We start from the raw sequence: 20,862 nt of genomic DNA, 5'->3' as shown, positions 1-20,862 counted from the left end.
TCAGTGGCGATGTTCTATTAGGGGCGCGGAGCGGCCATCCGGCCAGACAAACAGGGGACGAGTATGCATGCTTGGGTGAAGGCCTCATGGCTGGCGGCGGCGCTGGCGACTTGCGCAGTTCCGGCGGTGGCGCAGCAAACCGACATCCGGATCGGCGTCGCCCTCGAGCCACCGATCCTCGACCCCACCGCCGGTGCGGCGGAAGCCATCGACATCGTGGTGTACCAGAACGTGTTCGAGGGCCTGACGCGGGTGGACCAGAACGGGGCGGTGCAGCCGGGGCTGGCGACCGACTGGACCATTTCCGAAGACGGGCTGACCTATACCTTCACCCTGGCCGAGGGCGTGACCTTCCATGATGGTTCGAGCTTCGACGCCGAGGACGTGAAGTTCACCTTCGAGCGCATTCTGGGGCCGGACAGCGTCAATGCCCACAAGGAGTTCTACGAGCCGATCGAGAGCGTGACGGTGATCGACCCGCTGACGGTGGAGCTCAAGCTCAGCCGCCAGATCGGCAACTTCCTGTTCGACCTCGGCCGCGGCGATGCGGTGATCGTGGCGCCGGAAAGCGCCGACAACAATGCCAACGAACCGATCGGCACCGGGCCCTTCGCCTTCGTGCAGTGGGATCGCGGCAGCCGCGTCATCCTCGAGCGCTACCAACCCTATTGGGGCGAGGCGCCGGCGCTGAGCCGCGCCACCTACCTGTTCATCGCCGATACGGGAGCCATGACCAGTGCGCTCTTGGCCGGGGACATCGACGGGACCAACAATTTCGGCCAGGAGGCGCTGGCGGTGTTCGAGGGCAATCCGCAGTTCACCGTGCTGGTCGGCTCGACCGAAGGCGAGACGATCCTTGCCACCAACAACCAGAAAGCGCCGTTCAACGATCTCAAGGTGCGCCAGGCGATGGCACATGCGCTCGACCGGCAAGCCATCATCGAAGGCGCGACCTATGGCTATGGTACCCCGATCGGCTCGCACTTTGCCCCGCACAACCCGTACTATGTCGATCTGACCGGCACCTATCCCCATGATCCGGAAGCGGCCAGGGCGCTGCTGGCGGAGGCAGGATATCCGGACGGATTCTCGGCAACGCTGAAGCTGCCGCCACTGGCCTACGCCCGACTGTCGGGCCAGATCATTGCCAGCCAGTTTGCCGAAGTCGGCATCCAGCTCGAGCTGATCAATGTCGAGTTTGCGCAGTGGCTCGAGGACGTCTATTCCAACAAGGACTACGACCTGACCATCATCAGCCATGTCGAGCCGTTCGACGTTGGCAACTACGCCAACCCCGACTACTACTTCGGCTACGACAATCCCGAATTCCAGGCGCTGATCGACGAGCTCAATGGCACCACTGACGACGCCCAGCGCCGGGAACTCGCTGTCGAGGTGCAGGAGATGCTTGCGCGCGACGCGGTCAATGGCTGGCTGTTCCAGCTGCCGCAGACCGGTGTGTGGAACAGCAAGCTCGCCGGCATGTGGCCGAACTCGCCCATCGAGGGGCTGGTGCTGCGGGACATCCACTGGACTGAGTAGCGGCGGGCCGGCCCTCACCGGGAAGGCGGTCAGATGATCGCCTTCTTCGTGCGCCGGGTGCTCGGCTTTGCCGTGACGCTGTTTCTGGCGGCGGTGGCGATCTTTGCCGTGCTGAACGTGCTGCCGGGCGATCCGGCGCAGTTCACGCTCGGGCTCAATGCGTCGCCGGATGCGGTGGCGCGGCTGCGTGCGCAGATGGGGCTCGACCGCCCTGCCCCGGAACGCTTCTTCGACTGGCTGTTCGGAATGCTGCGCGGCGATTTCGGACAGTCCTATACCCAGCGGGCACCGGTGGCGCAGTTGATCTGGGACCGGGTGGGCGTGACAGTGCCGCTTGCCGTGATGGCGATGGTGATCTCCGCCCTGGTGGGGCTGCCGCTCGGCATTCTCGCGGCGCGGCGCCGGGGCAAGCCGCTCGATACCGCGCTGATGGTGCTGGCCCAGACCGGCATCGCCATTCCCAATTTCTGGTTCGGCATGCTGCTGACGCTGGTGTTCGCCGTGGCGCTGCGCTGGCTGCCACCCGGTGGCTTCACGCCGTGGCATGAGAATCCGGGCCTCGCCTTCCGCGGGCTGATCCTGCCGGCGCTGGCGCTGGCGCTGCCGCAGGCTTCGATCCTGGCGCGGGTGATGCGCACTGCGCTGGTCGACGTCACGGGACAGGATTTCATCCGCACGGCGCGAGCCAAAGGGCTGACGCTTGGGGAAGCGGTGTGGCGGCACGGGGTTCGCAATGCGCTTCTGCCGGTGCTGACCATTCTGGGCCTGCAGTTCGCCTTCCTGATCGCGGGCACCATCATCGTCGAGAACGTGTTCTACCTGCCCGGGCTCGGGCGGCTGGTCTTCAATGCCGTGCTGGAGCGCGACCTCGTGCTGGTGCAGGGTGCGACCATCATCCTGGTGCTGGTGGTGACTGCGACCATGCTGATCACCGATCTCACCTATGCGCTGGTCGATCCGCGCCTGAGGGAGCGGACGACACCGTGAAGCGGCTCCTGCAACATCCGAGCCTCGCGGTCGGGCTGGCGGCGACACTGGTGTTCGTCCTTGTCGGGCTCACCTCGCTGGTGTGGACGCCCTACCCCATCGAGCAGATCGATATCGGTCGCCGCTTCCTCCCGCCGAGCCCCGATCATTGGCTGGGCACCGACCACCTGGGGCGCGACATGCTGGCGCTGGTGATGTCGGGGACCTTCACCAGCTTCCAGGTGGCGGCGTTATCGGTAGTCATCGGCGCCGGCGTCGGCGTGCCGCTCGGATTGGCGGCGGCAGCCTGGGGCGGCGCGGTGGAATGGATGGTGCTGCGGCTAAGCGATTTCATGTTCGCCTTTCCGGCGGTGGTCGTTGCCATCCTCATCACCACCCTGCTCGGCCCCGGCGCGACCAACGCCATCATCGCCATCGGCATCTTCAACATTCCGGTATTCGCGCGGGTGGCACGGGGCGGAGCGATGAGCATCGGCACGCTCGATTTCGTCGCGGCGGCGCGGCTGGCGGGGCTCGGCAAGGCAGCGATCGCCTTGCGACACCTGCTGCCGAACATCATGAGCCTCATCATCGTGCAGGGCACGATCCAGCTCTCGCTCGGCATCCTGTCGGAGGCGGGGCTGTCCTATATCGGCATCGGCACGCAACCGCCGGAGACCAGCCTCGGGTTGATGCTGCGCGATGCGCAGGGGATGTTCCTGGTCCACCCCTGGCTCAGCATCGTGCCGGGCCTCTCCATCGTCTTCATCGTGATCGCGCTCAACATTGCCGGCGACGGCCTGCGCGATGCGCTCGACCCGCGGCTCAGGCAGGGCACCAGCGATGTCCTTGCTTGAAGCAACAGGCCTTTCCGTTCGCTTCGGCGTGCTGGAGGCGGTGGCGGATGTCGCGTTCAGCATCGCGCCGGGAGAGCGCTTCGGCATCATTGGCGAGAGCGGCTCGGGCAAGACCATGACGGCTCTGGCGGTCAGCGGCCTCTTGCCGGAAGGCGCCGCCATGTCCGGCAGCATCCGTTTCGACGGACAGCCGCTGCCTGAGGACGAGCGCACCATGGCGCGGCTGCGCGGCAAGCGCATCGGCATGATCTTCCAGGAGCCGATGACAGCGTTGAACCCGCTGATGCGGATCGGGGCGCAGATCGCCGAGGCGATGCGCATCAACCTACCGGCAGGGGAGCCGGAGGGCGCAGTGTTGGCGCTGCTCGAAGAAGTGGGTCTGGCGCCGGATCATTCCCGCCGCTTCCCCCACCAGCTCTCGGGCGGGCAGCGGCAGCGGGTCATGATCGCCATGGCGCTCGCCAGCGAGCCGGACCTGCTCATCGCCGACGAGCCGACTTCGGCGCTCGACCTGATCACGCAGCGGCTGGTGCTCGATCTGATTGCCGAGATCTGCGAGCGCCGGCGAATGGCGCTGTTGTTCATCAGCCACGACCTCAAGGCGGTGGCGGCGCTCTGTAGCCGGGTGGCGGTGATGCACCGCGGCCGGATGATCGAGACGGGGGCGACCGATGCGGTGTTCCGGGCGCCGCGGGAGCCCTACACGCAGCGACTGGTGGCGGCAACGCAGCTGGAGCGGCACACCGGCGCCGAGGCGCCCTCGGGTCCGATCCTGCTCGAAGCCGAGGCGGTGACACGGGACTATGCCAGCCGGCGGTGGCTGCTACGGGGCCCGTCCTTCCGGGCGGTGGATTCGGTGAGCTTCACCCTCCATCAGGGGGAGTGCCTGGCTCTGGTCGGACCTTCGGGGTGCGGCAAGACCACGCTGGCGCGGGTGCTGGTCGGGCTCGACACCGCCACGTCCGGCGCGCTCCGCTTCGAAGGTCAGAGCTATCGCGGGGCCGACCTGCCGGCGGAGCTTCGACGCGATCTGTCGCTGGTGTTCCAGGACCCGTTCGGCAGCTTCGATCCGCGGCTGACGGTGGGACAATCGGTGGGCGAGCCGCTGCGGCTGGAGCGGGGGCTCGATGCCGCGGCACGGCGGAAACGGGTGGAAACGGCAGTGCTGGCCGTGGGCCTCGATACGGCGATGCTGGATCGCTATCCGCATGAATTCTCCGGCGGCCAGCGCCAGCGGCTGGCGATCGCCCGGGCGCTGGTGACCCGCCCGAAGCTGGTGGTGCTCGACGAGCCGGTCTCGGCGCTCGATGTGTCGGTGCGGGGCGAGGTGCTGGCGCTCCTGGCGCGGCTCAGGGCCGAGCACGGGCTCACCTACGTGCTGATCAGCCACGATCTCGACATGGTGCGGACCATGGCGGACCGGGTACTGGTGATGGAGGCCGGACGGATCGTCGAGGAAGGCGATCCAGACGAGATTTTCGCCGCGCCGCAGCACCGGCTGACGCAGGACCTGGTGGCGGCGCGGTTGCCGGAGGTGGGCTAGAGCGTCCGTGCCCGCGCCCTCGTGGTTCGACAGGCTCACCACGAGGCCTATGGGGGGCGCGGTGCGAGACTACAGCCGGCCGATATAGGCCCCGAACGGCTCAAGGTCGATTTCGCCTTCGATCACGGCAGCCACGACGCCGGGGCAGCCGAGGTCGTGCGGGTCCATGCCCGGCGGCACGACGAATTCAGCGGCGGCCTCGGTCATGTTGAACACGCACAGAAGCCGCTCACCCTCCCCTTCTCGGATGAAAGCCAGCACGCCCGTCGGCGCCTCGAGCAGGGTGATGGTGCCCTTGCTCAGCGCCGGGTGCTGTTTGCGGAAGGCGAGCACGGCCCGATAGAACTGCAGCACCGAATCGGGATTGGCGAGCTGCTGGTCGACGGCGCGCATCAGATGGTTGTTGGGCACCGGCAGCCAGGTCTTGGGCGCACTCGAAAAGCCGCCCTGCGGCGCAGCGGCCTGCCACACCATCGGCGTGCGGCAGCCGTCGCGGCCCTTGAACTCGGGCCAGAACTCGATGCCGTAGGGATCGACCAGTTCGTCGAAGGCCAGCTCGGCCTCGGGCAGGCCGAGTTCCTCTCCCTGATAGAGGCAGACCGAGCCTCGCATGCTCAGCAGCAGCGTGATCGCGAGGCGAACAAAGGCCTCCTGGTGATCGCGGGCCGCCCAGCGGCTGAGATGCCGCACGACGTCGTGGTTGGAGAAGGCAAGACAGATCCAGCCATCGGGCGCGGCGGCCTCGGTGTCGGCGATCGACTTGCGGAAGTGCGCCGCGCTGAACTCGCCGCCGAGATAGTCGAAGGTGTAGGCCATGTGGAGGCGCTGGCTGCCGGAGGTGTACTGGCTCATCACCTCGAGCTGATGCTGGCTGTCACCGATTTCGCCGACCGTCGTGGTCCCGGGGTACTGGTCCATGAGGGAGCGCAGACGCTCGAGGAAGGCCAGGTTCTCGGGGCGGCTCTTGTCGAACAGGTGTTCCTGGAAGTTGTAGGGGTTCACGGCCGGAGCTGTCGAGGCGTTGAAATCCTCCGGCCGCACCACGGGATTGGACTCCAGCCCCTGTGAGTGGAAGTAGAAATTCACCGTATCGAGCCTGAAGCCGTCGACGCCGCGCTCGAGCCAGAAGCGCATGTCGGAGAGCAGGGCATCCTGCACTGCCGGGTTGTGGAAGTTGAGATCCGGCTGGCTGGCGAGGAAATTGTGCAGGTAATACTGCATGCGCCGGCTGTCCCACGCCCAGGCCGAGCCGCCGAAGATCGACAGCCAGTTGTTGGGGGGCGTGCCGTCGGGCTTGGGATCGGCCCAGACGTACCAGTCCGCCCGTTCATTGGTGCGCGAGACGCGCGATTCGGCGAACCAGGGATGGCGGTCCGAGGTGTGGCTGATCACCTGGTCGATGATGACCTTGAGACCGAGACTGTGGGCTTTCTCCAGCAGCCGGTCGAAATCGCCCAGGGTGCCGAAGATGGGATCGACGTCGCGGTAGTTGGAGACGTCGTAGCCGAAGTCCTTCATCGGCGAGGTGAAGAACGGAGACAGCCAGATGGCATCGACGCCAAGGTCCGCGACGTACCCGAGGCGCTCGGTGATGCCGGTCAGATCGCCCACGCCATCGCCGTTGTGATCCTGAAAGGAGCGGGGGTAGATCTGGTAGATCACCGCCCCGCGCCACCAGTCGCGATCGAGTTCCTGTTCCGGCTCGGTGCGCGGCTCGGTCATCATGGTTATGGCGGACATGGGGGCTCCTCGCGAATGCTGGCGCGGTGTCTAGCACCACGGTTCGCGCGGGAGAAGGTGGTGGGTGGCGGATGGTTCCGCACTCTTCTCCCCGTCAGGAGAAGGCGGCGCTGCAGCGCCGGATGAGGCGGGAGGGCTTCTCGCCCTCCTTGAGCTTCCCCGCCCCGTTTGGGAGAAAGGGGGGCTAGTCCAGCCCCACCTCTTCGCGCAGCGCGTCGATGCGCTTGCTGGCTTCGGCCTTGCTGAGCCGGTCTTCGAACAGTTCAGGCTTGCCGGCCTGCTCGCTCAGCGTCTTGAGGTAGGAGGCTTGGGCGTCGGTCATCGGATCGTCGCCCGTGGTCCAGTCGTCCGGATCTTTTTCGAGGTTCGAATGCGGACCGGGATCGACCTTGGGATTGGTGTTCGACATCGGGAGAACTCCTGTTTCTGTTCTCCCAATGTTCTCACCGGCGACGGGTTCCCTCAGCGGGTGTTGTGCAGCATGCCCTGGAAGGCGCGATAGCTCGCCTTGGGCGTGCGCTTTTGCGTCTGGTAGTCGACATGAACGAGGCCGAACCGCTTGGCATAGCCCTCGGCCCACTCGTAATTGTCGAGCAGCGACCAGGCGAAATAGCCGCGCACATCGGCACCCTGGTCCTGCGCTGCCTTCACCGCCTGCAAGTGGGCGTCGTAGTAGCTGACGCGGCGCGGATCGTCGTCGCCTTCGACCTCGGCCATGCCGTTCTCGGTGATATAGAGCGGCACCTTGGTGTATTCGTTGAAGACGCGCACCAGCAGGTCAGTCAGGCCCTGCGGGTAGATTTCCCAGCCGATATCGGTCTTTTCGAGGTCGCCCTTGACCTGCTCCACCGGCCGCGCCGGATCGCCGGACGCCTTGTAGAGGCCGCGGGTGTAGTAGTTGATGCCGAGCCAGTCGAGCGGGCGGGAGACGACCTCCATGTCCGCCTCGTAGCCGGAGGGCAGGTTGTCGCCAAGGAAGTCGAGGATTTCCCTGGGATACTGGCCCTTGAGCACGCCGCCGAGGTACCAGCGGTTGAACATGGCGTCGCCGAAATTCGCCGCCTGCCTGTCGGCTTCGGAGTCCGAGGCCGGTTCGGACTTTTCGAGATTGAGCACGATGCCGAGGTTCTTGGCGCCATTGGCGCGCAGGGCGTCGATGGCAGTACCGTGGGCGAAGAGCACGTGGTGCATGGCGCGGGCGGCAGCGCGGATATCGCGATAGCCGGGGGCATGAATGCCGAGGAAATGGCTGAGGAAGGCGACGCACCAGGGCTCGTTGATGGTGGCGGTGGCGGCGAGGCGATCACCGAACCTGTCGGCGACGAGCGCGGCATAGTCGGCGAACCAGCCAGCAATGTCGCGGTTCATCCAGCCGCCCTTGTCCTGCAGCGGGGACGGCAGGTCCCAGTGGTAGAGAGTGGCGTATGGCTTGAGCCCGCGCTCGAGCATGCCGTCGATCAGCCGATCGTAGAAGTCGACACCGGCCTGGTTGACGGCACCGGTGCCCTCGGGGATCAGCCGCGGCCAGGCGAAGGAGAAGCGATAGGCATCGAAGCCGCCGTCGCGGATGAGGTCGAGATCCTGCGGCCAGAGTTCGTAGTGGTTGCAGGCGTCGCGGCCGGTGTCGCCACCGACGACATTGCCGGGCGTGGCGGAAAAGCTGTCCCAGATCGAAGGGCCGCGACCGTCACGCTGACCGCCTTCGATCTGATACGCGGCGGTCGCGACACCAAAGGTGAAGCCCGGCCCGAAATTGCTGCGCTCGACTGTGAACATGTGCCCCTCATTCACTCGGCCGTTACCGGTGGAGCAAGGCTGATAACCGACCGAGGCCGGTTGTGCAATCGATTGCAGTTCAAAGATCGCGGTACGCCTTGCCGTCCGCGGCAGATGCCCATTCGGTAATAGTGGCGAACGGATCGCTGCCTGCGCTCGCCAGTACCGCGCGCGCGATCTGGCGGAAGGCCTTGGCTTCCGGCCCGTCTGGTTCTGCGACAAGTGGGGGACGCCCGGCGTCGGAGTCCTCGCGGATGGACATCACCAGCGGGATGGCACCGAGGAACGGCATGCCGAGTTCGGCCGCCGCGCGCTCGGCACCACCGGTGCCGAAGATGTCGTAGCGCCGGCCGGTATCGGGGGCGATGAAGTAGCTCATGTTCTCGACCAGGCCGAGCAGGCGCACGCCCATGCGCTGCATCATGTCGACGGCCTTCTTGGCATCGATCAGCGCCAGATCCTGCGGGGTCGAGACGATCACGGCGCCGTCCAGCGTCACCTGCTGGAACAGCGAGATGTGGATGTCGCCGGTGCCGGGCGGCAGGTCGACGACGAGCACGTCGAGCTCGCCCCAGTCGGTTTCGCGCAGCAACTGGCGCAGGGCCGAAGTTGCCATCGGACCGCGCCACACCACTGCCTGGTCTTTGGTCAGCATCGAGCCGATCGACATGGCCTTGAGGCCATAGGCACCATGGGGCGTGAAGATGCCGTCCTCGCGGATGGCGGGGCGGCCTTCGAGCCCGAGGAGCTTGGGGATGGAGGGGCCGTAGAGGTCGGCGTCAAGGATGCCGGTCCTGAGGCCTTCGGCAGCGAAGGCCAGCGCCAGGTTCACGGCGGTGGTCGACTTGCCGACGCCGCCCTTGCCGGAACCTACGGCGATGATGTGGCGGACGCCGGGCACCGGCGTCTTGCCGGGCGGCTGCGGCGTGCCGTGGGAGAACCGGGGACCGCCGGTCTGCTTTTCGGAGGTGATGGACACCATCACCTTGCGCCCCGGAGCCTCGCGCTGCGCAACGGCGATCGCCTGCTCGCGGGCGGGGCCGAAGGCCGCCTCCATGCCCTGTGCAACCGAAATGGCGAAGGCCACGGCGCCGGGGGTGACGATGATTTCCGAGAGCCCGGCATAACCCGCCAAGTCGGCGCCGCCGGGGATTTCCACGGCGGCCAGCGCGGATTTGATGCGGGCGGCAAGATCGGGGTCGGACATTAGCGAACGGGTGCCTCTGTACCCCGAACTCCCATCCCACCCGGTGTCATCCCCGCGAAAGCGGGGATCCATCTTGATATCTCAGGATGGGCCCCCGCTTTCGCGGGGGTGACATCGAGGACGTGAATAGAATTGGTCCGAGCCACTACAGGATCGACTGACCGGTGCCCTTCCAGTCCTTGAGGAAGCCTTCGATGCCCGAATTGGTCAGCGGGTGGTTGGCGAGCTTGCGGATCACGTCGGGCGGAATGGTGGCCACGTCGGCGCCGGCCAGAGCCGCCTGGGTGACGTGGTTGGCGTTGCGGATCGAGGCCGCCAGGATCTGGGTCTCGAACTGGTAGTTGTCGTAGATGGTGCGGATGTTCTCGATCAGTTCCATGCCGTCGAGATTGATATCGTCGAGGCGGCCGATGAAGGGCGAGATATAGGTCGCGCCGGCCTTGGCAGCGAGCAGCGCCTGGTTGGCCGAGAAGCACAGGGTGACGTTGGTCTTGATGCCGGCTTCCTTGAAGTGCTTGGTGGCCTTGAGGCCATTCAGCGTCAGCGGCAGCTTGACGACGACGTTGGAGGCGATCTTGGCCAGCACTTCGCCTTCGGCGACCATGCCGTCATATTCGAGCGAAGCCACCTCGGCCGAGACGGGCCCGGGGGTCACGTCGCAGATTTCCTTGATGACTTCCTTGATGTTCCGACCGGACTTGGCGATCAGCGACGGGTTGGTGGTGACACCGTCCACGAGGCCAGCCTCGTGCAGTTCGCGGATGTCTTTGACTTCTGCAGTATCGACGAAGAACTTCATCGTTCCCTCCTGATTTCGGTTGCCGGCGCGGCGTGTTGACCAAGGTGTAGCACGGCACCACCCGGCCGCAAGGTTAGCGGGTGGCGGCGAGCAAGGCCTCGGCGAGGTCACCCACGCGATCCTCGGGGATGCCGGCGACGTTGATGCGGCTGTCCCCGATCATATAGATGCCGTTGGTGGCCTTTAGATGTTCGACGACGCTGTTTTCGAGCCCGAGCAGCGAAAACATGCCGCGATGCTCGGCGATGAAGTCGAAGTCGGTCGAGTTGCTGCGCTGGCGGATGGCTTCGGCGAGCTTTTCGCGCAGGCCGATCATGCGGGCGCGCATGTGGTCGAGCTCACGCTCCCACTCGGCTCGCAGCTCCTTGTCCTCGAGAATGGTGCGGATGATCTCGGCACCATGATCGGGGGGCTGCGAATAGGCGCCGCGGATGATGTTGAGCAGTTGCGACTGGGTGATGTCGGCTGCCTCGGCATTGCGGGCGACCAGGATGGCGGCACCGATGCGCTCGCGATAGAGGCCGAAGTTCTTGGAGCCCGAGAAGGCCACCAGGGCTTCCGGCACCATCGAGAGCACCTTGCGGGTGCCGTAGGCGTCGGGCTCGATGCCGTCGCCGAAGCCGAGATAGGCGAGGTCGATGAACGGCAGGGCGCCGGTGCGCGCGAGGCTCTCCGCCACCCGGTCCCACTGCTCGGGCGTGAGGTTGGCGCCGGTGGGGTTGTGGCAGCAGCCGTGGAGCAGGACAACGTCGTCCGGGCCCAGCCTGTCGAGCGCAGCCAGCATGGCGTCGAACTTCACGCCGCGGGTTTCGGCGTCGAAATAGGGGTAGGTCGCGACCTTGAGGCCGGAGTTGACGGCGATCGGGTTATGATTGGGCCAGGTCGGGTCGGAGACCCACACCGTGGTGCCCGGACGGGCGCGGTTGACCAGTTGCATCAGCACCCAGAGCGAACCGGTGCCGCCGGGGGCCTGGGCGATACGGACGCGCGAGCGGTCGACGCTATCGGCCAGCGCCAGATCGAGCACGGCGTTGGCGAAACCCTTGTTGCCCGCAATGCCGAGATAGGTCTTGGTCTTTTCGGACTCGAGGATGCGCTGCTCGGCCTTGCGCACCGAGGACATCACCGGGGTGGTGCCGGCCTCGTCCTTGTAGACGCCGACGCCGAGGTCGATCTTGGCCGGGCGGGGGTCGGCGGCATACTCGCCCATCAGCGCCAGGATCTTGTCGCCGGGGGCCTTGGTGAGGGTTTCAAACATTGCAGGAGGGTCCGGTAAGAGGCGTGGCCTTTATAGGCGGGCGGTGGGGTTTTGCAATTGCAGAAGGATTTCCAGGAGCACTGCATCCTGAGCCTGTCGTAGGGCGAGGTCCGGTAGCACCGACCTCGTGGTTCGACGAGCTCACCATGAGGTCTACGAGGGTTTGCGTTTCTCCAGCTCCGCGATCAGCTCGGGTACCACGGTGAACAGGTCGCCGATCAGCGCCAGGTCGGCGATCTTGACGATCGGCGCTTCGGGATCGGTGTTGATGGCGATGATCTTCTTGGCGCCCTGGATGCCGGCGAGATGCTGGAGCGCTCCGGAGATGCCGACGGCGATATAGAGATCGGGCGCGATCACCTTGCCGGTCTGGCCCACCTGCCAGTCGTTGGGGGCGTAGCCGGCGTCAACCGCCGCCCGGGTCGCCCCGACCGCAGCGCCCAGAGTCTTCGCCAGCCGCTCGATCAGCTTGAAGTTCTCGGCCGAGCCGACCGACACTCCGCCACCCGCCACGATCTGGGCCGTGGCGAGGTCGGGTGAATCGCTCTCGGTGCGGTGCGTCGCAATGATCCGCGCGGCAGCAGCTACGGAGATGTCGCGTTGCTCGACCGTGGCGTTGCCGCCGGTGGCGACCGGCCGGAAGGCGGACGCGCGCAGGGTCAGCAGATGCTTCGGTTGCGGATCGCGCACTGTTTCGATGGCATTGCCGGCATAGATCGGCCGCTCGAAACGTTCCGGCGAGAGGATCCTGGTAATGTCCGTCACCGGCATGATGTCGAGCCGGGCGGCGATGCGCGGGATGACGTCCTTGCCCACCGAGGAGGCTGCAGCGACGAGATATGCATAATCGTGCGCAAAAGTCTCGATAAGTGTCGCCAAACCGTCCGCTACCGGCTCAGCGGTAACGGAAAACACCCGATTCACCTGCTGAAGCGCCGCTGCAGCAGAAGCCGCAGCAGCCGGTCCGACGACCAGTACATCCACCGGACCAAGGTCGGCAGCACCGGCAACGATGCGAGCAGTGGCGGGGGCCAGAACACCGTTGTCGACTTCGGCGAGAACCAGAACGCTCATCACAGCGCCTCCATCGCGTCGACGTCAGAGGCAATTAGCGTCGCCAGTTCGGAGGCCGTACCGACCTGGCTACCTGCCCGACGCTCCGGCGGCGGCGAGACCTTCTCGACGGTGAGGCGCGGGGCAAGATCGACGCCGAACTCGGCGACCGGACGGGTGGCCAGCGGCTTGGACCGCGCCTTCATCACCATCGGCAGCGCCGCATTCCTGGGCGTGTTGAGCCGGAGGTCGGCGGTAACGATCGCGGGCAGCGGCAGGGCGACGGTTTCGCGGCCATAGTCGACCTCGCGGGTGACCTCGAGCCTATCTCCTAACGCCTTGATTTCGGATGCGAAAGTCGCCTGCGGGCGGTTGGTCAGGGCCGCGAGCATCTGGCCGACGTGGTTGGAATCGTCATCCACCGCCTGCTTGCCGAGCAGCACCAGGTCCGGCTGCTCCTCTTCGACCACCTTTGCCAGCAGCTTGGCGATGGCGAGGGTTTCGAGCGGCTGATCGGCCTCGACCAGGATGCCGCGATGGGCGCCCATGGCGAGTGCAGTGAGGATCACATCGGTCGCCGGCTTGGGGCCGATGGAGACCACCACGATTTCGCTCGCCTGGCCGGCTTCGGCCAGTTGCACGGCAGCTTCCACGGCGTGCTTGCAGAACGGGTTCATGGACATGCGCACGCCATTGGTTTCCACCCCGGTTCCATCGGGACGGACTCGGATGCGGACGTTGTGGTCCACCACCCGCTTGACGGCGACGAGGATCTTCATTGGCGGCTCCGGCAGGTTGCGGGCTTTCTGGCAAAAAGCCCCGGAGCGGGCAAGGCGCAGGAGGAGAATTCGGTTCGGCCCTGCGCGCCAATGTTGGAACGCGGTGCTGCGGCAAGGGCGCTGTTGACGCCATCTGTTGGGGCAGCGACATTGTCGCATCCAGTCAGCCGCGTCGGAGCCTTCATGCCGATCATCAATCGCATCGCCGAATTCCATGACGAGATCACCGCCTGGCGGCGCGATCTTCATGCCCATCCGGAGGTGCTGTTCGATACCGCTCGGACCGGCGCCATCGTGGCGGAGAAGCTGCGGGAATTCGGCTGTGACGAGGTGATCACCGGCCTCGCGACCAACGGGGTGGTCGGCATCATCAACGGGCGCAGCACCGAAGGCGGGCGCACGATCGGGCTCCGCGCCGATATGGATGCGCTGCCGATGACCGAGAAGTCCGGCAAGCCCTATGCTTCAACCGTAGACGGCAAGATGCATGCCTGCGGGCATGACGGGCACACGGCAATGCTGCTGGGCGCGGCGAAATACCTGGCCGAGACGCGCAATTTCGAGGGCCGGGTGGCGCTGATCTTCCAGCCGGCGGAGGAAGGCGGTGGCGGCGGCAAGGTGATGCTCGAGGACGGTCTGCTGGACCGCGTCGCCATCGACGAATTCTACGGCATGCACAACTGGCCCGGCATGCCGGTCGGCACGTTCGGTATCCGCGCCGGCGGCATCATGGCGGCGACCGACCGCTTCTATATCGACATCACCGGCAAGGGCGGCCACGCCGCCCGGCCGCACGAGACCATCGATCCGATCATCGTCGGAGCGCAACTGGTCACGGCGCTGCAGACCATCGTGTCGCGCAACATCGACCCGCTCTCGAGTGCCGTGCTGTCGGTGACGATGATGGAAGCGGGCGAGGCCGACAACGTGATCTCGCGAACCGCCAAGATCACCGGCACCGTGCGGACGCTGGACGGGGCGGTGCAGGACATGATCGAGGATCGGCTGGCCGAGTTCGTGCCGCAGTTCGCCAAGAGCTTCGGCGCGGAGGCAAGCGTGCGCTATGCCCGCGGTTATCCGGTGACGGTGAATACGCCCGAGCAGACCGCCTTTGCCGCGAATGTCGCTGCCGAGGTGGTGGGCGTGGATCGGGTGGACACCGATGCACCGCCATCAATGGGCGGTGAGGACTTTTCCTTCATGCTCGAGAAGCGTCCGGGCGCGTACATCTTCCTCGGCAATGGCGACACATCGGAACTCCACACCGACACCTACGACTTCAACGACGAGGCCATTCCGGTGGGCACCAGCTATTGGGTGCGGCTGGTCGAGAAGGCGCTGCCGGCGCGGTGAGTGCCGGTTGCCGCCTGGCGGCAGCCCTATCCCGATAGCCGCCGCGACAGGCTGATGACGTTCCTCGTTCCCTCGCTGTTGACGATCGCGCTCGCCGCCGCCGGTGGGGGCGTCGCGACACTGCTCGGCCTGCCGGCCGGCTGGATCATGGGTGGCGCTCTGGTGGTATCAGTGGCCGCCATGGCTGGCGTGCCGGTCGCCATGCCGAACCGGCTCCGGGACGTGGTGTTCGTCCTGATCGGCATGTCCATGGGTGCGAGCGTGGCGCCCGATAGCCTTTCCCTGCTCCCCAGTTGGCCCGCGAGCCTGGCGGGGCTGGTGCTGGAGCTGGTGCTGATCATCGGGCTGACCGGCTGGATGCTGCAGCGCCGCTTCGGGCTTGATCGCGGCACGGCCTATCTCAGCTCGTTTCCCGGGCACCTGTCTTTTGTCATGGCCATTGCCAGCGCCGGGGTGGGCGACGCGCGGCAGATCGCCATCATCCAGGTTATCCGCATCCTGATGCTGACGGTCGCTGTGCCGATCGGGGCGATGTTCCTGCCGGTGGCGGAATTCACGCCTGCGGCGGATTTCGGGACGCTCGGCGTGCTCGAACTGCTGATGCTTGCTGCAGGCTGCGTGGTCGTGGGGCTGGTGTTCGTGCGGCTGAAGGTGCCGGCGGGACTGGTGCTGGGGGCAATGGCGGCTTCCACGGCCGCCAAGCTGGCGGGCCTTTATACCGCGGCCATTCCCGAACCATTGGCGATCATCACCTTCGTGCTGACGGGGGCACTGATCGGCTCGCGCTTCGCCGGCATCACCCGGCGCGAGTTCATGGCGGCAGCCAAGGGTGGAGTGATCGCCACGCTGATGACACTGGTGATCGTGACTGCGGTCGCCTGGGGCGTGAGCCTTGTCGTGAGCATCCCGTTTGCCCAGATATGGATCGGACTGGCGCCGGGTGCGCTCGAGGGAATGGGTGCGCTCGGCATTGCCTTGGGATATGACACGGCTTTCATAGCCGCCCATCATGTCGTCAGGCTGATGTTGCTGACCTTTGCCATCCCGCTGGTTGTGGCGCTGATTCAGCGACGCGAGACCGCCACAATCGGGCGAGATGACTGAACGCAGAACCGGAGTTCACCTGATGAAGAAATCGCTTCTTGTCGGCATCGCCATCGCCGCGATCGCCTCCGCGCCCGCAATGGCCGCCCCGATCTGTAGCGGCACGTTCAGCCTGCCGCGCGACCGCTTCAGCGAGGCAGAAATCAATGATTACAACCAGCAGATGCTGCGCTCCTACGGCGTCGACGCCACCCGCGTCGAGATGTGGAGCGGCTGCATCCGCGCCTATGTGCGCCAGCCGGACGGCACCGAAGAGATGCAGTTCTTCGAGCCGCTGAACTTCCGCCGAGTCGGCTGATCTTCGGACAACCCTCACCCAAGGGTGAGGGCTTTTTCCTATCGGTAGCTCACCCGGGCTGTGCTCTCGCCCGCGATGGGGATGAAGGCGAAGCCATTGGCTTCGAGGCGCAGCGACCGGCCCGAAAGTGTCGCGCCGCGAGACACCTCTTCCAGTGCGGCGCCGCGGGCACCGGAGACTGTCAGGTCGCACGGCTCTGCGGAGAGATTGAAGGCGCAGAGCATGGCCTGACCGTCGTGTTCGCGCCGAAAAGCGAGTACCGGCTCGGCGGTGTTGAAGAAGCGAATGTCGCCGAGGGCGAGTTCGGGGTGCGTTTTGCGCCAGGCAAGAATGGTGCGGTAGAAGGCGAGGGTCGAGTTGTCGTCGCCCTCTTGCGCGGCAACGTTGAGCGCCGATTGTGCCGGCTTAACCGGTAGCCAGGGCGTGCCGGTGGTGAAGCCGTTGGGCGCTTCGCCCTCTTCCCACGGAATGGGCGTACGGCAGCCATCGCGGCCCTTGTCTTCGGGCCAGAAGCGGATGCCGCGCGGGTCGGTCAGTTCCTCGAACAGCAGATCGGTTTCGGGCAGGCCGAGTTCCTCACCCTGATAGAGGCAGACCGAGCCCCGCAGGCTCAGCACCAGCGCGGCCGACTGGCGAGCGAGGTCCTCGCGCGACACGCTGTGCGGCGCCCAACGGGTGACATGGCGCGGCACGTCGTGGTTGGAGAAGCTCCAGCATGGCCAGCCATCGGGCCCCACCTTGAAGAAGGTCTCGAGCCGACTGCGGAAATGGCGGGCGGTGAACTCGTCCCCGAGGAAATCGAAGCCGTAGCACATATGGAGCGTGTCGCCGCCCGAGGTGTACTGAGCCATCAACGGTACCGACTTGTGCGAGTCGCCCACCTCGCCGACGGAAGTGGTGCCGGGGTACTGTTCGAGCAGGGCCCGCACGCGTTTGAGGAAGGCGAGGTTCTCCGGCTGGGACTTGGAGAATTTGTGCTCCTGCATGTCATAGGGGTTCACGGCATAGGGCAGGTGCTCGCCGCGCACCCGGTTGGGCGGGTTGGAGCGCAGCCGCTTGTCATGGAAGTAGTAGTTGACCGTATCGAGGCGGAAGCCGTCGACGCCGCGCTCGAGCCAGAAGCGCATGACGTCGAGCACCGCCTGCTGGACTTCCTCGTTGTGAAAGTTGAGGTCGGGCTGGGAGGCAAGGAAGTTGTGCAGGTAGTACTGCCCTCGCGTGGGGTTCCATTCCCAGGCGCGGCCGCCAAAGACCGCCGGCCAATTGTTCGGTGGTGAGCCGTCGGGCAGCGGATCCGCCCACACATACCAGTCGGCGCGCCGGTTGGTGCGGGACAGGCGAGACTCCTGGAACCAGGGGTGCTGGTCGGAGGTGTGGCTGACCACCTGGTCCATGATGACCTTGAGACCGCGGGCATGGGCCTGTTCGATCAGCGAATCGAAATCCTGAAGCGAGCCGAAGAGCCTGTCGACCTCCAGATAGTCGGAGACATCGTAGCCCATGTCGTCCTGAGGCGATTGCTGGATCGGCGACAGCCAGATGCAGTCGACGCCGAGGCTCTGGATATGGTCGAGCCGGTGGATGATGCCGGCAAGGTCACCTACTCCGTCGCCATTGGTGTCCTGAAAGGACCGGGGGTAGACTTGGTAGATAACGCCGCCCCGCCACCATTCGTTCATTGCCGTCTCCGTCTGCTGCAAGGGACGCAAGCTAGCCTGATGCGGCCCGGTTTGGAATCGCGGGGACGGAATGGGAGCCACGATTGGACGCACTTCACACCGAATTGCTGGCCGACCGGCCGGAGGTGATCGGGGCGCTGGTGGAGCTGATGGAGTCGGTCTGGGCAGACTGGTACCATCCCGGCGGCGCCTCGGCGCGGGCGGAACTGAGCGAGAGGCTCCAGCGTGACCGGCTGCCACTCGGGATTGTCGCGCTGAACGGCGAGGCGGCGGTCGGCACTTGCGCCCTTACCGTCAGTTCGGGCGGGCTGGTGACCGAGCGCTCGCCGTGGATCGGAGGGCTGGTGGTCGATCCCCGCTGGCGCCGCCGCGGTGTCGGTCTCCTGCTGCTGCAACGGGCCCGGCACGAGGCAAAGCGGCTGGGATACACCAGAGTTTATGCCCTGACGGCCGAAGCGATGGCGCTGTTCGAGGCCGCCGGCTGGCGGCACGTGGACACGCTGACGGTCTCGGACGAGGCGCACGCGGTGTTCGAAATCAGTGCATGATTGGTGTCGAACCGGGCCGATGCCGCTCGTCGCATGGGCAGATATGGAGGACACACCATGGCACATCTGCTGCGCGCCGCCGACCGGCCGGTCACCAAGAGCCGCACCATCCGCTTCGAGGGTGATGCCTACGGCACCGGTATCTCGTTCTTCTCGGTGGACAACGACCCCGGCCAGGGGCCGGTGCTGCACACCCACCCCTATCCCGAGACCTGGATCGTGAAGTCGGGGCGGGCCCTGTTCGTTGCGGGCGACGAGCAGTTCGAGGCCGGCGCCAACGACATTGCCGTCGTGCCCGCCGGCGTGCCGCACAAGTTCACCAATATCGGTGACGGACGGCTGGAACTGGTCTGCATCCACGCCGCTGGAACGATGGAGCAGACGAACCTGGAGTGATCGGCCGAAGCGGTAGTCTACACCACCGCGCTCGGTAGCGGGTCGCCGTTGAAGTGCGCCTTGAGGTTCTTGAGGACCAGGGCGCCCATGGCGTCGCGGGTGGTGCGGGTGGCGCTGGCGTAGTGGGGTGTCAGGACGACGTTGTCGAGTTTGCGCAGGCGCTCGGGGACGCGGGGTTCGTCGGCGAAGACGTCGAGACCGGCGCCGCCAATCCCGCCGGTTTCGAGCAGTTCGATCATCGCCTGCTCATCGACGAGGCTGCCGCGGGCGACGTTGACCAGCCGCCCCTCGGGGCCGAGCGCCTCGAGCACCTGGCGCGAGACGATACCGTTGGTCTCGGGGCCGCCCGGAGCCACGATGACCAGCCAGTCGCTGTCGCGCGCCATTTCTTCGAGATTGTCATAGTAGACGTGGGGTTCGGTCGGCTGCCGGTTGCGGCCATGATAGACGATGCGCATCTTCATTGCCTGGGCGCGGGCGGCGATCTCCTTGCCGATGCGGCCGAGTCCGAGGATGCCGACGGTCTTGCCGCGCAGTTCGGTGGTGAAGGGATAGTTGCCCTGCTCCCAGCGGCCCTCACGGGTGAAGCGATCCGCTTGCGGCAGTTGGCGCGACAGCCCGATCATCAGCGCCATAGCGATCTCGGCAACAGCATCGTCCAGCACGCCGGGCGTGTTGGTGACGCGGATGTTGCGCTCGCGGGCGGCCTTGGTGTCGATGCTGTCGTAGCCGACGCCGAAATTGGCGATGATCTCGAGCTTGGGCAGCCGACCCATCAGCGCGCCGTCGACATTGCCGCCGGCAATGGCACGGATGCGCGGGCCGATTTCGTTCAGCAGGGCTTCGCGGTCGCTGGCTTCGTGCAGCTTGTGCACGGTGTAGCGCTCGGCGAGGCCGGCTTCGCAGGTGTCGAGGAGCTTGTGGGTCTGGAGCAGTTCGATGGTCATAGACCGACCATAGCTGCCGAAACGCGTCTGGCAAGCGGCCTCAGGCGCCGAGAATGTAAAGCCACACCGATACCGTCACCGCCGAGGCCAGGGTGGCGATGAGGATGGTGTTGGCAGCAACGCTCACGCCGCGATTGTAGTAGGTGGCGAAGACGTAGATGTTCACGCCCGGCGGCATGGCCGACAGCAGGATGCCGTAGCGGGCGATCTCGATCGGTACGCCGAGCACCGGCACCATCAGCACATAGGCGATGAGAGGGTGGAGGATGAGCTTCAACACGCTCGCTACCACCGCCTGCCGCCAGCTATCCGACAGCCGGTACTCGTTGAGAGCGCCGCCGATGCCGAACAAGGCAACAGGGACCACCGCCTGCATCATCATCAGGAAAAAGGCGTCCGCCGGCTCAATGAGTTCAAGGCCACTGAAATAGCCGATCATGCCGGCAGCGATGCCCCAAATGAGTGGATTTGAACCCACACGGCGAAGGGCTACTGCCATGGTCTTGCCCAGCGACTGCCCGTCGCGGCGCATGAACTCCATAGTCAGCATCGCAAGCGTCAGCAGAATGGCGCCGTGCAGGCCGATGATCGACAAGGTGACCGGCAGGGCTTCTGCGCCGTAAGCGCGCTGAATGATGGGCAGGCCAATGAGGACGGTGTTGGTGAACATGGCCGAAAATCCGGCTGAAACCGCCTCGCCCGGGCGATTCCCGAAGAGCTTCACCGCCAGCAGAATCCCGGCCACGAAGCAGATTATTGCGCCGATGTAGTACGGCGCGATGATCGCGATGTTGAACGCTGACACCAGATCGCTGTTGATCAGGGAATAGAACAGCAGGCAGGGGGTCGCGAAGTTGTTCACGAAGGCGATGAGACCGCGAATGCCCTCTGCGGGGAAAGCACGGAGCCTCACGGCAAAGTAACCGAGTGCCATCAGCGCGAAGATGGGCGCGATGACGTTGACGATGGCGAGCATGCTGGGTTTCCGCACAGAGACAGCCCCTGCCTACGCGCGCC

Annotated in this window: 20 protein-coding genes; 9 read left to right on the top strand and 11 right to left on the bottom strand. The window is 65.8% G+C overall.

What is annotated here, in order from left to right; genetic code table 11:
- The first annotated feature begins 63 nt into the window (after positions 1-63).
- The 4 genes from ACFSX5_RS12295 to ACFSX5_RS12280 are packed head-to-tail and all read left to right on the top strand — an operon-like array spanning position 64 to position 4,908.
- Positions 64-1,542, top strand: a complete 1,479-nt coding sequence (locus tag ACFSX5_RS12295; RefSeq protein ID WP_386833781.1) for an ABC transporter substrate-binding protein — start codon at positions 64-66, stop codon at positions 1,540-1,542.
- Positions 1,543-1,575: 33 nt separating this feature from the next.
- Complete coding sequence (locus ACFSX5_RS12290) at positions 1,576-2,529, top strand: ABC transporter permease (RefSeq protein ID WP_386833779.1); 954 nt, start codon at positions 1,576-1,578, stop codon at positions 2,527-2,529.
- Entirely contained in the window at positions 2,526-3,365 is an 840-nt protein-coding gene (locus ACFSX5_RS12285) for an ABC transporter permease (RefSeq protein ID WP_386833778.1), read from the top strand. Before ACFSX5_RS12290 ends, ACFSX5_RS12285 begins: the two co-directional genes overlap by 4 nt.
- Complete coding sequence (locus ACFSX5_RS12280) at positions 3,352-4,908, top strand: dipeptide ABC transporter ATP-binding protein (protein ID WP_386833777.1); 1,557 nt, start codon at positions 3,352-3,354, stop codon at positions 4,906-4,908. Before ACFSX5_RS12285 ends, ACFSX5_RS12280 begins: the two co-directional genes overlap by 14 nt.
- A 69-nt stretch (positions 4,909-4,977) precedes the next feature.
- Here ACFSX5_RS12280 and bglA read toward each other — a convergent pair whose 3' ends face one another.
- The 8 genes from bglA to ACFSX5_RS12240 all read right to left on the bottom strand — a co-directional run bounded on the left by bglA (position 4,978) and on the right by ACFSX5_RS12240 (position 13,520).
- Entirely contained in the window at positions 4,978-6,648 is a 1,671-nt protein-coding gene (gene bglA / locus ACFSX5_RS12275) for a beta-galactosidase BglA (protein WP_386833776.1), read from the bottom strand.
- Between the two features lie 184 nt (positions 6,649-6,832).
- Positions 6,833-7,057: a DUF3072 domain-containing protein gene (locus ACFSX5_RS12270; RefSeq protein WP_386833775.1), complete on the bottom strand. Its 225-nt coding sequence runs from the start codon at positions 7,055-7,057 to the stop codon at positions 6,833-6,835.
- Positions 7,058-7,110: 53 nt separating this feature from the next.
- Positions 7,111-8,424, bottom strand: coding sequence for a GH1 family beta-glucosidase (locus ACFSX5_RS12265; RefSeq protein ID WP_386833774.1), 1,314 nt, complete (start codon positions 8,422-8,424; stop codon positions 7,111-7,113).
- Between the two features lie 79 nt (positions 8,425-8,503).
- On the bottom strand, positions 8,504-9,631 hold the full coding sequence (locus ACFSX5_RS12260; protein WP_386833773.1) for an Mrp/NBP35 family ATP-binding protein: 1,128 nt from the start codon (positions 9,629-9,631) through the stop codon (positions 8,504-8,506).
- Positions 9,632-9,776: 145 nt separating this feature from the next.
- Positions 9,777-10,430 carry a fructose-6-phosphate aldolase gene (gene fsa, locus ACFSX5_RS12255; protein ID WP_386833771.1) on the bottom strand — a complete coding sequence of 218 codons (654 nt, stop codon included), beginning with the start codon at positions 10,428-10,430 and terminating at the stop codon, positions 9,777-9,779.
- 73 nt (positions 10,431-10,503) lie between these two features.
- The gene (locus tag ACFSX5_RS12250) at positions 10,504-11,688 is read right to left on the bottom strand and encodes an amino acid aminotransferase (protein WP_386833770.1); all 1,185 of its coding nucleotides are present in this window, start codon (positions 11,686-11,688) and stop codon (positions 10,504-10,506) included.
- 153 nt (positions 11,689-11,841) lie between these two features.
- Positions 11,842-12,762 (bottom strand): electron transfer flavoprotein subunit alpha/FixB family protein, encoded by a 921-nt coding sequence (locus ACFSX5_RS12245; RefSeq protein ID WP_386833768.1) that lies wholly within the window; start codon positions 12,760-12,762, stop codon positions 11,842-11,844.
- Positions 12,762-13,520 (bottom strand): electron transfer flavoprotein subunit beta/FixA family protein, encoded by a 759-nt coding sequence (locus ACFSX5_RS12240; RefSeq protein WP_386833767.1) that lies wholly within the window; start codon positions 13,518-13,520, stop codon positions 12,762-12,764. Before ACFSX5_RS12240 ends, ACFSX5_RS12245 begins: the two co-directional genes overlap by 1 nt.
- A gap of 183 nt (positions 13,521-13,703) precedes the next feature.
- Between ACFSX5_RS12240 and ACFSX5_RS12235 the strand changes: the two genes are divergently transcribed.
- The 3 genes from ACFSX5_RS12235 to ACFSX5_RS12225 are packed head-to-tail and all read left to right on the top strand — an operon-like array spanning position 13,704 to position 16,275.
- Entirely contained in the window at positions 13,704-14,873 is a 1,170-nt protein-coding gene (locus tag ACFSX5_RS12235; protein ID WP_386833765.1) for a M20 aminoacylase family protein, read from the top strand.
- Positions 14,874-15,977: an AbrB family transcriptional regulator gene (locus ACFSX5_RS12230; RefSeq protein WP_386833763.1), complete on the top strand. Its 1,104-nt coding sequence runs from the start codon at positions 14,874-14,876 to the stop codon at positions 15,975-15,977.
- Positions 15,978-15,999: 22 nt separating this feature from the next.
- Entirely contained in the window at positions 16,000-16,275 is a 276-nt protein-coding gene (locus tag ACFSX5_RS12225) for a hypothetical protein (protein ID WP_386833761.1), read from the top strand.
- Positions 16,276-16,313: 38 nt separating this feature from the next.
- On the opposite strand, the gene ACFSX5_RS12220 is transcribed toward ACFSX5_RS12225, so the two are convergent.
- Positions 16,314-17,954 (bottom strand): alpha-glucosidase family protein, encoded by a 1,641-nt coding sequence (locus ACFSX5_RS12220; RefSeq protein ID WP_386833760.1) that lies wholly within the window; start codon positions 17,952-17,954, stop codon positions 16,314-16,316.
- An 83-nt stretch (positions 17,955-18,037) separates the two neighbouring features.
- Between ACFSX5_RS12220 and ACFSX5_RS12215 the strand changes: the two genes are divergently transcribed.
- Positions 18,038-18,502: a GNAT family N-acetyltransferase gene (locus tag ACFSX5_RS12215; protein ID WP_386833758.1), complete on the top strand. Its 465-nt coding sequence runs from the start codon at positions 18,038-18,040 to the stop codon at positions 18,500-18,502.
- Positions 18,503-18,559: 57 nt separating this feature from the next.
- Entirely contained in the window at positions 18,560-18,898 is a 339-nt protein-coding gene (locus tag ACFSX5_RS12210; protein WP_386833756.1) for a cupin domain-containing protein, read from the top strand.
- 17 nt (positions 18,899-18,915) lie between these two features.
- On the opposite strand, the gene ACFSX5_RS12205 is transcribed toward ACFSX5_RS12210, so the two are convergent.
- Positions 18,916-19,845 (bottom strand): 2-hydroxyacid dehydrogenase, encoded by a 930-nt coding sequence (locus tag ACFSX5_RS12205; protein ID WP_386833755.1) that lies wholly within the window; start codon positions 19,843-19,845, stop codon positions 18,916-18,918.
- A gap of 40 nt (positions 19,846-19,885) precedes the next feature.
- Complete coding sequence (locus ACFSX5_RS12200) at positions 19,886-20,821, bottom strand: AEC family transporter (protein WP_386833754.1); 936 nt, start codon at positions 20,819-20,821, stop codon at positions 19,886-19,888.
- Positions 20,822-20,862: the final 41 nt, after the last annotated feature.

This window comes from Devosia albogilva (genome assembly GCF_042685625.1).
Lineage (GTDB): Bacteria > Pseudomonadota > Alphaproteobacteria > Rhizobiales > Devosiaceae > Devosia > Devosia albogilva.
The sequence above is the reverse complement of the archived record's forward strand: the minus strand, read 5'-3'. Positions and strand labels throughout refer to the sequence as shown.

What these genes read in the sequence shown, in the direction of transcription:
- ACFSX5_RS12295 (WP_386833781.1), top strand. Translation starts at nt 64, where the DNA reads ATGCATGCTTGGGTGAAGGCCTCATGGCTGGCGGCGGCGCTGGCGACT.
- ACFSX5_RS12240 (WP_386833767.1), bottom strand. Translation starts at nt 13,520, where the DNA reads ATGAAGATCCTCGTCGCCGTCAAGCGGGTGGTGGACCACAACGTCCGC.
- ACFSX5_RS12260 (WP_386833773.1), bottom strand. Translation starts at nt 9,631, where the DNA reads ATGTCCGACCCCGATCTTGCCGCCCGCATCAAATCCGCGCTGGCCGCC.
- ACFSX5_RS12205 (WP_386833755.1), bottom strand. Translation starts at nt 19,845, where the DNA reads ATGACCATCGAACTGCTCCAGACCCACAAGCTCCTCGACACCTGCGAA.
- ACFSX5_RS12200 (WP_386833754.1), bottom strand. Translation starts at nt 20,821, where the DNA reads ATGCTCGCCATCGTCAACGTCATCGCGCCCATCTTCGCGCTGATGGCA.
- ACFSX5_RS12225 (WP_386833761.1), top strand. Translation starts at nt 16,000, where the DNA reads ATGAAGAAATCGCTTCTTGTCGGCATCGCCATCGCCGCGATCGCCTCC.
- ACFSX5_RS12220 (WP_386833760.1), bottom strand. Translation starts at nt 17,954, where the DNA reads ATGAACGAATGGTGGCGGGGCGGCGTTATCTACCAAGTCTACCCCCGG.
- ACFSX5_RS12270 (WP_386833775.1), bottom strand. Translation starts at nt 7,057, where the DNA reads ATGTCGAACACCAATCCCAAGGTCGATCCCGGTCCGCATTCGAACCTC.
- ACFSX5_RS12245 (WP_386833768.1), bottom strand. Translation starts at nt 12,762, where the DNA reads ATGAGCGTTCTGGTTCTCGCCGAAGTCGACAACGGTGTTCTGGCCCCC.
- ACFSX5_RS12235 (WP_386833765.1), top strand. Translation starts at nt 13,704, where the DNA reads ATGCCGATCATCAATCGCATCGCCGAATTCCATGACGAGATCACCGCC.
- ACFSX5_RS12210 (WP_386833756.1), top strand. Translation starts at nt 18,560, where the DNA reads ATGGCACATCTGCTGCGCGCCGCCGACCGGCCGGTCACCAAGAGCCGC.
- ACFSX5_RS12280 (WP_386833777.1), top strand. Translation starts at nt 3,352, where the DNA reads ATGTCCTTGCTTGAAGCAACAGGCCTTTCCGTTCGCTTCGGCGTGCTG.
- ACFSX5_RS12250 (WP_386833770.1), bottom strand. Translation starts at nt 11,688, where the DNA reads ATGTTTGAAACCCTCACCAAGGCCCCCGGCGACAAGATCCTGGCGCTG.
- ACFSX5_RS12290 (WP_386833779.1), top strand. Translation starts at nt 1,576, where the DNA reads ATGATCGCCTTCTTCGTGCGCCGGGTGCTCGGCTTTGCCGTGACGCTG.
- bglA (WP_386833776.1), bottom strand. Translation starts at nt 6,648, where the DNA reads ATGTCCGCCATAACCATGATGACCGAGCCGCGCACCGAGCCGGAACAG.
- fsa (WP_386833771.1), bottom strand. Translation starts at nt 10,430, where the DNA reads ATGAAGTTCTTCGTCGATACTGCAGAAGTCAAAGACATCCGCGAACTG.
- ACFSX5_RS12265 (WP_386833774.1), bottom strand. Translation starts at nt 8,424, where the DNA reads ATGTTCACAGTCGAGCGCAGCAATTTCGGGCCGGGCTTCACCTTTGGT.